This is a genomic window from Pseudomonas sp. 5.2 (assembly GCF_059025405.1).
The window spans coordinates 1-11,572 of sequence record NZ_JBYBHH010000034.1; the positions used below are offsets into that span (position 1 = coordinate 1).

Annotated in this window: 8 protein-coding genes and 1 pseudogene; 7 read left to right on the plus strand and 2 right to left on the minus strand. The window is 64.3% G+C overall.

The features are described 5' to 3' along the window. Positions 1 to 26: 26 nt before the first annotated feature. The gene (gene acnA / locus AC5PZ0_RS28035; RefSeq protein WP_493856189.1) at positions 27 to 2,771 is read right to left on the minus strand and encodes an aconitate hydratase AcnA; all 2,745 of its coding nucleotides are present in this window, start codon (positions 2,769 to 2,771) and stop codon (positions 27 to 29) included. Positions 2,772 to 2,993: 222 nt separating this feature from the next. Between acnA and rlmM the strand changes: the two genes are divergently transcribed. From rlmM to pdxB, 3 genes are all read left to right on the plus strand, one after another. After that, the gene (gene rlmM / locus AC5PZ0_RS28040; protein ID WP_027596648.1) at positions 2,994 to 4,058 is read left to right on the plus strand and encodes a 23S rRNA (cytidine(2498)-2'-O)-methyltransferase RlmM; all 1,065 of its coding nucleotides are present in this window, start codon (positions 2,994 to 2,996) and stop codon (positions 4,056 to 4,058) included. A gap of 74 nt (positions 4,059 to 4,132) precedes the next feature. After that, positions 4,133 to 4,375: a sulfurtransferase TusA gene (tusA, locus tag AC5PZ0_RS28045; protein WP_027596647.1), complete on the plus strand. Its 243-nt coding sequence runs from the start codon at positions 4,133 to 4,135 to the stop codon at positions 4,373 to 4,375. A gap of 60 nt (positions 4,376 to 4,435) precedes the next feature. Continuing rightward, a complete protein-coding gene (pdxB, locus tag AC5PZ0_RS28050; RefSeq protein WP_265970216.1) occupies positions 4,436 to 5,578 on the plus strand; it encodes a 4-phosphoerythronate dehydrogenase PdxB in 1,143 nt (380 codons plus the stop codon). 53 nt (positions 5,579 to 5,631) lie between these two features. On the opposite strand, the gene AC5PZ0_RS28055 is transcribed toward pdxB, so the two are convergent. Then, positions 5,632 to 5,805 carry a PA1571 family protein gene (locus AC5PZ0_RS28055; protein WP_172960377.1) on the minus strand — a complete coding sequence of 58 codons (174 nt, stop codon included), beginning with the start codon at positions 5,803 to 5,805 and terminating at the stop codon, positions 5,632 to 5,634. A gap of 211 nt (positions 5,806 to 6,016) precedes the next feature. Here AC5PZ0_RS28055 and AC5PZ0_RS28060 point away from each other — a divergent pair, with 211 nt between their 5' ends. The 4 genes and pseudogenes from AC5PZ0_RS28060 (at position 6,017) to mqo (ending at position 11,538) form a co-directional block, all read left to right on the plus strand. After that, positions 6,017 to 7,780 (plus strand): ABC transporter transmembrane domain-containing protein, encoded by a 1,764-nt coding sequence (locus AC5PZ0_RS28060; protein WP_265970217.1) that lies wholly within the window; start codon positions 6,017 to 6,019, stop codon positions 7,778 to 7,780. 767 nt (positions 7,781 to 8,547) lie between these two features. Then, positions 8,548 to 8,658 (plus strand): annotated as a pseudogene (locus AC5PZ0_RS28065) (hypothetical protein); the annotation flags it as partial. Between the two features lie 228 nt (positions 8,659 to 8,886). Beyond that, positions 8,887 to 9,591 (plus strand): methyl-accepting chemotaxis protein, encoded by a 705-nt coding sequence (locus tag AC5PZ0_RS28070; protein ID WP_493856190.1) that lies wholly within the window; start codon positions 8,887 to 8,889, stop codon positions 9,589 to 9,591. Positions 9,592 to 9,969: 378 nt separating this feature from the next. After that, positions 9,970 to 11,538, plus strand: a complete 1,569-nt coding sequence (gene mqo / locus AC5PZ0_RS28075) for a malate dehydrogenase (quinone) (RefSeq protein WP_027596643.1) — start codon at positions 9,970 to 9,972, stop codon at positions 11,536 to 11,538. Positions 11,539 to 11,572 lie beyond the last annotated feature (34 nt).

The window sequence follows — 11,572 nt, forward strand, 5'->3', positions numbered from 1 at the left end:
AGAGCGCCGCAGAACCGCCGTCAAACCTACCCCCCAGCAATCAGCTGACGTAACACGTAATGCAAGATCCCCCCGGCCTTGAAGTACTCGACCTCATTCAAGGTATCGATCCGGCACAGCACGTCGATCTGCTCATGTTGCCCGTCCTCACGGGTGATGCGCAGTTTCAGGCTCATGCCGGGTCGAATGTGCGCGTCGTTCAGGCCCAGCACATCGATCTGCTCCTTGCCGGTCAACGCCAGTTGCTTACGATCATGCCCGGCGTTGAACTGCAACGGCAGCACGCCCATGCCCACCAGGTTTGAACGGTGGATACGCTCGAAGCTTTCCGCCAGCACTGCCTTGACCCCCAGCAGGTTGGTGCCTTTGGCGGCCCAGTCGCGGCTGGAGCCGGTGCCGTATTCCTGACCGGCGATCACCACCAGCGGCGTGCCGTCTGCCTGATAGCGCATGGCGGCATCGTAGATCGACAGTTTTTCACCCGTGGGCACGTACAAGGTGTTGCCGCCTTCCTCGCCCGCGAGCATCTCGTTGCGGATACGGATGTTGGCGAACGTACCGCGCATCATCACCTCATGGTTGCCCCGCCGCGAACCGTAGGAGTTGAAGTCCCGCGGCTCCACACCCTTGTCGCGCAGGTAGCGCCCGGCAGGGCTGTCAGCCTTGATGTTGCCGGCCGGGGAGATGTGGTCGGTGGTGACCGAGTCGCCCAGCAGGGCCAGGATGCGTGCCCCTTGGATGTCCTTGATCGCTGGCGGCGGCCCGCCAATGCCGTCGAAGAACGGCGGGTGCTGGATGTAGGTGGACGCGTCCTGCCAGACGTAGGTGGCCGCTTGCGGCACCTCGATGGCCTGCCACTGTGCATCGCCCTCGAAGACTTCGGCGTACTCCTTGTGGAACATCGCAGTGTCGACCTTGGCCACGGCGGCGGCGATTTCCTGCTGGCTGGGCCAGATATCGCGCAGGTACACCGGCTTGCCGTCCTTGCCGGTACCCAGTGAATCGCGGGTAAGGTCCACGCGCACGCTGCCGGCCAGGGCATAGGCCACCACCAGCGGCGGCGACGCCAACCAGTTGGTCTTGACCAGCGGGTGCACGCGGCCCTCGAAGTTACGGTTACCCGAAAGCACCGAGGCCACGGTCAGGTCGGCGCTGCCAATGGCTTTCTCGATCGCCTCATCCAGCGGGCCGGAGTTGCCGATGCAAGTGGTGCAGCCATAGCCCACCAGGTCAAAGCCCAGCTCATTCAGGTACGGCGTCAGCCCGGCGGCCTCGAAGTAGTCGGTGACCACCTTGGAGCCAGGGGCCAGCGAGCTCTTGACCCAAGGTTTGCGCTGCAGGCCTTTTTCCAGGGCCTTTTTTGCCACCAGCCCGGCGGCCATCATCACGCTCGGGTTGGAGGTGTTGGTGCACGAGGTGATCGCGGCGATCACCACCGCGCCATCACGCAGGGTGTGGGTCTGGCCTGCGTGGCTGTAGTCGATTTCGCCCGCCTGGTCGGCGTTGCCCACCGCCACACCGCCGCCGCCTTCACTTTCCAGGCGGCCGACTTCCTTGGCCAGCGGCTTGGGCTGCAGTTCGATGAAGTGGTTGAACGCTTGGCTGACCTGGCCCAGGGCGACGCGGTCCTGAGGGCGCTTGGGCCCGGCCAGGCTGGCCTCGACCTCGTCCATGTCCAGCGCCAATGTGTCGCTGAACTGCGGTTCCTGGCCTGGCAGGCGCCACAGGCCTTGTGCCTTGCAGTACTGCTCGACCAGTTGCACCGTTGCCTTCGGGCGGCCAGAAAGCCGCAGGTAGTCGAGCGTCACCTCGTCGACCGGGAAGAAGCCGCAGGTGGCGCCATACTCGGGGGCCATGTTGGCGATGGTGGCGCGGTCGGCCAGGGGCAGGTCGGCCAGGCCGTCGCCGTAAAATTCGACGAACTTGCCCACCACGCCCTTCTTGCGCAGCATCTGCGTCACGGTCAGCACCAGGTCGGTGGCGGTGATGCCTTCACGCAGCTTGCCGGTGAGTTTGAAGCCGATCACTTCCGGGATCAGCATCGACACCGGCTGGCCAAGCATGGCCGCCTCGGCCTCGATGCCGCCAACGCCCCAGCCCAGCACGCCCAGGCCGTTGATCATGGTGGTGTGCGAATCGGTGCCGACCAGGGTGTCTGGGAAGGCGTAGGTGCGGCCGTCTTCGTCGCGGGTCCAGACGGTGCGGCCCAGGTATTCCAAGTTGACCTGGTGGCAGATTCCGGTGCCCGGCGGCACGACGCGGAAGTTGTCGAAGGCGTTCTGGCCCCAGCGCAAAAAGGCGTAGCGTTCGCCATTGCGCTGCATCTCGATGTCGACGTTCTGGGTGAAGGCCTCCGGGGTGGCGTAGCGGTCGACCATCACCGAGTGGTCGATCACCAGGTCGACCGGCGACAGCGGGTTGATCCGCTGCGGGTCGCCACCGGCCTTGGCCATGGCGGCACGCATGGCGGCCAGGTCGACCACGGCGGGCACGCCGGTGAAGTCCTGCATCAGCACCCTGGCCGGCCGGTACTGGATTTCCCGGTCGGAGCGGCGCGCTTCCAGCCATTGGGCGATGGCGCACAGGTCGTCGCCGGTGACGGTCTTGCCGTCCTCCCAGCGCAGCAGGTTTTCCAGCAACACTTTCAGCGACATGGGCAGGCGTTGCAGGTCGCCCAGCTGGCGGGCGGCCTCGGTAAGGCTGTAATAGTGATACGTAAGGTCATCGACCTTGAGGGTTTTGAGCGTGTTCAGGCTATCGAGCGAGGGCATTGCCAACTCCTTCTGCGCCGGTGCCCGGCAAATCGGGTGTTTGCCGGTGTCACCGCTCTGTTTCGATCCGCACGGTACGGACCTGGCTGAATGGTCAGGTTAGACCGGTTTGGCTTGGCTGACCCTTTTCTGGACCGGCGGGACGTGTCGCAGGTTCCGAACTTCCTTTATTATCGCCGCCCTGCCGGCGCCTGTTGCGCGCCCGCCGTAGTGGAGTGAGAGATGAGTACCCTGTTCATGCATTGCCGGCCCGGTTTCGAGGGCGAGGTCTGCGCCGAAATCAGCGAACACGCTGCCCGCCTGGGGGTTGCCGGCTATGCCAAAGGCAAACCGCAGAGCGCCAGCGCCGAGTTTGTCTGCACCGAGGCCAACGGCGCCGAGCGACTGATGGGGGAACTGCGCTTCGCTGAGCTGATTTTCCCGCGTCAGTGGGCCCGTGGCGGTTATGTCGAGTTGCCAGAGAGCGACCGCATCAGCGTGTTGCTGGAGCACCTGGCCGACCTGCCTGTGTTCGGCAGCCTGTGGCTGGAAGTGCTCGACAGCAACGACGGCAAGGAACTGTCGACGTTCTGCCGCAAGTTCGAAGTGCCCCTGCGCAAGGCCCTGGAAAAGGCTGGCCGCCTGGTCGAAGACGCCAGCCGCCCGCGGCTGTTGCTGACCTTCATCACCGGCCGGCGTGTGTTTGTTGGCCTGGCCGCAGGCAACAACAGCGCCCTCTGGCCGATGGGCATCCCGCGCCTGAAGTTTCCCCGTGAGGCGCCCAGCCGTTCAACCCTCAAGCTGGAGGAAGCCTGGCACCAGTTCATCCCCCGCGAGCAGTGGGAGCAGCGCCTGGGCGACGACATGACCGGGGTCGATCTCGGCGCCTCGCCGGGTGGCTGGACCTACCAGCTGGTGCGCCGCGGCATGCTGGTCACCGCCATCGACAACGGCCCGATGGCCGAAAGCCTGATGGACACCGGGCTGGTCCAGCACCTGATGGCAGATGGGTTTACCTGGCAGCCGAAACAGCCGGTGGACTGGATGGTTTGCGACATCGTCGAGAAGCCGGCGCGGACCACTTCGCTGATCGAGACCTGGCTGGGGGAAGGCCTGTGCCGCGAGGCGGTGGTCAACCTCAAACTGCCGATGAAGCAGCGTTACGCCGAAGTGCGGCGCCTGCTCGACCGCATGGAAGCCACGTTCAAGGCGCGCAAGATCCGGGTTTCGATCGCCTGCAAGCAGCTGTATCACGACCGTGAGGAAGTGACCTGCCATCTGCGTAGGCTGGACCTGAAGCCGCGTTGAGTGCAGGGGCGGCGCGTGGCCCTTGGTCCGCGCCGCACGATGCGCGACAATGACGATCATTTTTGGAGCCACCCATGACTGACTTCACCCCCGACGCCGTCCTCGATGCCACCGGCCTGAACTGCCCGGAGCCTGTGATGATGCTGCACCAGCACGTCCGGGACCTGGCTGCTGGTGGCCTGCTCAAGGTCATCGCCACCGACCCGTCGACCCGCCGCGATATCCCCAAGTTCTGCAACTTCCTCGGCCACGAGCTGCTGCAGCAGCAAGAGGATGCGGGCACCTTCCTGTACTGGATCCGCAAGAAAGCCGACTGAGCCGCTCTGGAACACGCCGCGCGTAGCGCCTACACTGCGTTCCCCTGACAGGAGAGCGCCATGCTGATAGTTGCCGACGAGAACATTCCGCTGCTCGATGCCTTCTTTGAAGGTTTCGGCGAGATCCGCCGCTATCCGGGCAGAAGCCTCGATGCCGCCAGCGTCAAGGACGCCGACGTACTGCTGGTGCGTTCGGTGACCAAGGTCGACCGCCAACTGCTCGAAGGCAGCCGGGTGCGTTTTGTCGGAACCTGCACCATCGGCACCGACCACCTCGACCTGGACTACTTTGCCGAGGCGGGCATCCACTGGAGCAGCGCGCCGGGCTGCAATGCCCGCGGTGTGGTGGACTACGTGCTGGGCAGCCTGCTGACCCTGGCCGAGCTGGACGGTGTGGCGCTGCCCGCGCGCACGTATGGCGTAGTGGGCGCAGGGGAGGTCGGTGGCCGCCTGGTGCGTGTACTGCATGGCCTGGGCTGGAAGGTGCTGGTGTGTGACCCGCTGCGTCAGGCCGCCGAAGGGGGCGATTACGTCAGCCTCGAGACGGTGCTGGAACAGTGCGATGTCATCAGCCTGCACACCCCCTTGCAGCGAGGCGGCGAGCACCCTACCTGGCACCTGCTGGGCCAGGCGCACCTGGCGCAGCTGCGCCCCGGTGCGTGGCTGATCAACGCCAGCCGTGGCCCGGTGGTGGACAACGCGGCCTTGCGTGAGCTGCTGTTGGACCGTGAAGACGTGCACGCCGTGCTCGATGTGTGGGAAGGCGAACCGCAGGTCGACCTGCAACTGGCCGACCTGTGCACGCTGGCGTCGCCGCACATCGCCGGCTACAGCCTTGATGGCCGGCAGCGTGGCACGGCGCAGATCTATCAGGCGCTGTGCCGTTTTCTCGGCCAAGCTGAGCGCGTGAACCTGGCCGACCTGCTGCCCAAGCCGCCGCTGGCGCAGATCGAGCTCGATGCCAGTACCGACCCGGCCTGGGCCTTGGCCACCCTGTGCCGCGCCGTGTACGACCCGCGCCGTGACGACGCGGACTTCCGCCGCAGCTTGAGCGACGACCCAGCCGAGCAGCGCGCGGCGTTCGATCAGTTGCGCAAGCAGTATCCGCCGCGGCGTGAGGTCGAAGGGCTGGCGGTGCGGATTCGTGGCGAGTCGCCGCAACTGGCGCAGTTGGTCAGTGCGTTGGGTGGGGTGTTGGTCTGAGTGACGGGCAATAAAAACCCGGCGCACGCGCCGGGTTGTAATGAATTCGCCGATCAGCCCTTCTGGGCTTTTCCGACCCGGCTTTGTTCCAGCTTCTCGCAGGCTTTCTGGATCATCTGCTCGGTGATCGGAACCTCGCGCCCCTGGGCGTCGATGATCGAACCGCACGCCTGAGGTTGCGGAGTGTTCTGCGGTTTTGCGGTGTCGCTGCCATGCTGCAAGCTCATATCGGTCTCCTCATCAGGTTCAAACTCAGGGTAACCCTGTGCGATGACTGGCCAGTGACAGCCCCTTGGGCGTCACGGCAGAAACAGTCCAACAGAAACGGCGCTAAAGCTCCAGAGGCTGTTTAGATCGAAAAGCTATAGCCACCCTCGGTCGCTCCTCGCGTGCCGATGAGTGGTAGTCTGCTGCATCCTCGCCGTTTTGGTTGCCGCCATGCCCGAATCCGTTTCTGCAGGTCAACGTCGCGCTTTGCGCCTGAGTTGGCAGTTCGTTCGCCCGTACCGCCGGCAGATGCTGCTGGCGTTGCTGGCCTTGGTGGTCACCGCTGCTATCACGCTGTCGATGGGGCAGGGCATTCGCCTGCTGGTGGACCAGGGTTTCATGACCCGTTCCGCGCACCAACTCAACCAGACCATAGGCCTGTTCCTGCTGCTGGTGTTGGCACTGGCGGTAGGGACGTTCAGCCGCTTCTACCTGGTCTCGTGGATCGGCGAGCGCTGTGTGGCTGATATTCGCCGCGCGGTGTTCGATCATCTGGTGGGCCTGCACCCAGGCTTTTTCGAGGACAACCGCAGCTCCGAGATCCAGTCGCGGCTGACGGCCGACACCACGTTGTTGCAGTCGGTGATCGGCTCTTCGCTGTCGATGTTCCTGCGCAATGCCTTGATGGTGATCGGGGGCGTGGTGCTGCTGTTTATCACCAACCCCAAGCTGACCAGCATCGTGGTCGTGGCCTTGCCACTGGTGCTAGCACCGATCCTGTTGTTTGGCCGTCGTGTGCGCAGCCTGTCGCGGCAGAGCCAGGATCGGGTGGCAGATGTCGGCAGCTACGTGGCCGAGACCCTCGGGCAGATCAAGACCGTCCAGGCCTACAACCACCAACCGCTCGATCGCGAGCTGTTCGCGGGTACTGTCGAGGCGGCCTTCAACGTGGCCAGGCAGCGTATTGCCCAGCGCGCCTGGCTGATCACCCTGGTCATCGTGCTGGTACTGGGCGCTGTGGGCGTCATGCTCTGGGTCGGTGGCATGGACGTGATCGCCGGGCGTATTTCGGCAGGCGAACTGGCCGCGTTCGTGTTCTACAGCCTGATCGTCGGCAGCGCGTTCGGCACCCTCAGCGAGGTGATTGGCGAGCTGCAGCGTGCCGCAGGCGCGGCCGAGCGCATTGCCGAGCTGTTGGCGGCGCGCAGTGCGATTCTGCCGCCCCACGTAGCGGCCTCGCTGCCGCACGGCCGTGTGACTGGGCATATCGAGTTACAGCAGGTGCACTTTGCCTACCCGTCACGGCCCACAGTCGCTGCCATCGACGGCCTGAGCCTGACAATCGAGCCGGGGCAGACCGTGGCGCTGGTCGGGCCTTCGGGCGCTGGCAAATCCACCCTGTTCGACCTGCTGCTGCGGTTTTACGACCCTCAGCAGGGGCGCATCCTGCTCGACGGGCAGGCAATTACTGAACTCGACCCCGCCGAGCTGCGCCGGCAGTTCGCCCTGGTGGCGCAGAACCCTTCGTTGTTTCGTGGCACGGTAGAGGCCAACATTCGCTATGGCCGGCCAGAAGCAACGCTGGCGGAAGTCGAAGCAGCGGCCCGTGGTGCGCATGCCGACGGGTTTATCCAGCAGTTGCCGCAGGGCTACCAGACGCAACTGGGGGAGGGCGGCATTGGCCTTTCTGGCGGGCAGCGGCAGCGCTTGGCAATTGCCCGTGCGTTGCTGGTGGACGCGCCGATCCTGTTGCTGGACGAGGCCACCAGCGCCCTCGACGCGCAAAGCGAACACCTGATCCAGCAAGCCCTGCCCAGCCTCATGGCCGGTCGCACGACGCTGGTGATCGCCCACCGCCTGGCCACGGTGCAGCACGCAGATCGCATCGCGGTGATCGACAAGGGGTGCGTGGTTGCAGTGGGCACACATCGCCAGCTGATCGAAGAAAGCCCGCTGTATGCCCGGCTGGCCTCGCTGCAGTTCACCACAGGCTAGCCTGTCTTGGTTCTGTAACATTTCTGTAGGAATTGCCTGACACTATTGGCCTCAACTGTTGCGCAAGTGCTCAAGCTGGCTGCTATCGAACGATGGCAGCCTTTTTTTTGCGCGCCAGCCTACGAGGACATGGAGTGTCTTTCCCAGCGCTGCCGGTGTGCGCTGTTCCTTTCCTACTGGTCTTGAGATCCGCGATGTTGCGTAAATCCCTCAGAGTGCAAATTCTCTCCCTGCTTGGCGGCAGCCTGGCGGCCATGCTGCTGATCGCCCTGGTGTGTTTCCAGTTTTTGTCATCCAGCGTGCGTGGCTATGCCGAGTTGGTCGATGGCCCGCTGCGCGCTTCGCAATTGATCGATGAAGCCAACCTGCAGTTCAAGGTCCAGGTGCAGGAATGGAAGAACGTGCTGTTGCGCGGTCGCCAGCCCGCCGAGCTGGACAAGTATTGGCAGCAGTTTCAGGCGCGCGAGCAGCAGGTTCAGCAGTTGCTGGGGCAATTGATCGACAGCAGTGACACTAGGCTCAAGGCCCCCTTGCAGCAGCTGCGAGATAGCCATCGGCAGTTGGGCCAGGCTTATGCGCAGGGCCGCCAGGCGTTTATCGCTGCAGGGGGCGACCCGGTAGCAGGCGACCTGGCGGTCAAGGGCGTGGACCGTGCCGCCAGCGAACAGATGAGCGAACTGGTCGAACAACTGCGCGGCGATGCCCGTGAACGGGCTGCGGCCATCAATGCCAGCGCCGAGCGCACCGTGTGGCTGGGCCTGCTGGTGATGCTGGCGTCGGCGGTACTGGTTGGCCTGCTCAGCCTGTGGCTGATCAACCGCAGCCTGATCGAACCGATACGCCAGTTGATCGACTATGTCGCGCAACTGAGCCAGGGCCGCTTCGGCGCCCGCGTCGACAGCCGCCGCGAGGATGAGCTGGGGCGTTTGGCACGGGCGGCCAATACCCTGCGTGACTTTTTGGCCGAGACCGTCGGCCGGCTGCAGGACAACGCCCAAGAGCTGGAAGGCGCCAGTGGCCAGTTGCGCAGCATCGCCGCCGACATGGCGCGCGGCACGCATGACCAGTTCCAGCGCACCGACCAAGTGGCGACGGCCATGCATGAGATGTCCGCCACTGCCCAGGAAGTGGCTCGCCACGCCGTCGACGCCGCCCGCGCTGCCGATGATGCCGACGACAGTGCACAGGCTGGTGAGCAGGTGATGCAGCAGACCATCGACATCATTGGCGTGGTCAACAGCGAAATCGCCGGCACGGCGGCGGTGATTCGCGACTTGGAACATGACAGTACGCGGATCGGCAAGGTGCTCGAAGTCATCCGTGGCATTGCCGAGCAGACCAACCTGCTGGCGCTCAATGCCGCCATCGAAGCAGCCCGCGCGGGCGAGGCCGGACGAGGCTTTGCGGTGGTGGCGGACGAGGTGCGCAGTTTGGCCCAGCGCACGGCCGCGTCGATTGCCGAAATCAACCAGATCATCGAGGCGGTGCAGTCGGGCGCGGTGGAAGCGGTCAAAGCCATCGAAAGTGGCCAGCAGCGCAGCGAAGAGGGGGCTGAGCAGGTCCAGCAGGCCGGGCAGATGTTGCAGCGCATCACCTTGGCGGTGGAGGCCATCCGCGACATGAACCGGCAGATCGCCACGGCGGCGGAGGAGCAGACCAGTGTGGCCGAGGATATTTCGCGCAACCTGATCGAGATCACCCGCATCGCCACCACCAACCAGGAAGCGGTGCAGCAGACCGAACAGGCTGGGCAGCGTTTGCATGGGTTGTCGGGGCAGTTGGGTGAAGTGACGTCGCGGCTGACGGCCTGACCTGCTGTTCAGGGCCGCTGCGCGCCCCATCGCCGGCAAGCCGGCTCCCACAGGTATGGCGCAAGTCTCAAGCAATCCAGTGCCGGTGTGGGAGCCGGCTTGCCGGCGATGGGGCGCGCAGCGGCCCCGGGGAAATCCGCCATCAACGTAGCGAACCTGGCGTAAGTGTGGCGGATTGTCGCCATGCGACCCGCTGCCTCACCCCTTAGCCATTGGTCTAAGGCCGGTTGGCACATTCCCTGCTTAAGCGCGCCCGGGCCACGGCCCGAGGCGATCGTGCCCCGATCCCGCGAAACACCCAGCTAAAAAACAACAACATCCGGGCGTGCATGCCGGGGCCAACGACTGCCAATCCTTCACATCAATTGGATTGAGCTAATGAAAAAAATACTGCTGACGCTCCTTTGCCTGAGCGTCATCGGCTGCTCCAAACCCGCGGAGCCGGAAAAGACCGTCGACGTCCTGCTGATTGGCGGCGGCATCATGAGTGCAAGCCTGGGCACTTACCTCACGGAGCTTGAGCCGAACTGGAAGGTCGACGTCTACGAGCGCCTGGACCAGGTCGCCGAAGAAAGCTCCAACGCCTGGAACAACGCCGGCACCGGCCACTCCGCGTTTTGCGAGCTGAACTACACCAGCGTCGGCAAGGATGGCAGCATCGACATCAGCAAGGCCGTGGGGGTCAACGAGCAGTTCGAGGTGTCCAAGCAGTTCTGGGCCTACCAGGTCGAGCAAGGCGTGCTGAGCAACCCGAAGTCGTTCATCAACAATGTGCCGCACATGAGCTTCGTCTGGGGTGACGACAACATTGCCTTCCTCCACAAACGCGTCGATGCCCTGCAGCACAGCTCGCTGTTCCGAGGCATGGAAATCAGCGAAGACCATGAGCAGATCCGCCACTGGGCACCGCTGGTGATGGAAGGCCGCGACCCTGCGCAGAAGGTCGCCGCCACGCGCATGGCGATCGGCACCGACGTGAATTTCGGCGAGATCACCCGTCAACTGTTCGCGTCGATGACCCGCAACCCCAACGTCACCCTGAACCTCAGCCACGAAGTGCGTGACATCGTGCGCAACGACGATGGCACCTGGCGTGTGGTGGTGGCCGACCTGGCCAAGGGCGGTCACGAAGTGGCAGTCAACGCCCGGTTCGTCTTCATCGGTGCCGGGGGCGGTGCGCTCAAGCTGCTGCAAAAATCGGGCATCCCCGAGGCCGAAGGCTATGCCGGCTTCCCAGTGGGCGGCCAATTCCTCATGACGGATAACCCGGACGTGGTTGCACGCCATCAGGCCAAGCTGTATGGCAAAGCCTCGGTCGGCGCACCGCCGATGTCGGTCCCGCACCTGGACACCCGGATGATCGACGGCAAGCAAGTGTTGCTGTTCGGGCCGTTCGCGACCTTCTCCACCAAGTACCTCAAGCAGGGCTCGTTGCTGGACATGTTCGCCTCGCTGAACAGCCACAACGTGCTGCCCATGGTGAACGCCGGCATCGACAACATCGACCTGAGCACGTACCTGATGGGGCAGTTGATGCTCAGCTTCGATGACCGCATGAATGCGTTGCGCGAGTACTTCCCCAACGCCAAGAACGCAGACTGGAAGCTGCTGCAGGCCGGTCAACGCGTGCAGGTGATCAAGAAGGACCCCGTGCTCGGTGGCGTGCTGCAGTTTGGTACTGAAGTGGTCGCCGCCCAGGATGGCAGCATTGCTGCACTGCTGGGGGCTTCCCCGGGTGCCTCGACCGCCGCGCCGATCATGCTGACCGTGCTGGAGAAGACCTTCAAGGACCGCCTCAAGACCCCTGAATGGCAGGCCAAGCTGAAGCAGATCGTGCCCAGCTATGGGCAAAAGCTGAACAACGACCTGGCGCTGACCAACCAGACCCGGGCGTGGAGCAGCGAGCGCCTGCAACTGCTATATGTGCCGGTACAAGCCGAGCAATAACTAGCGTTGCGCGCCACTGACTGTAGGAGCAGCC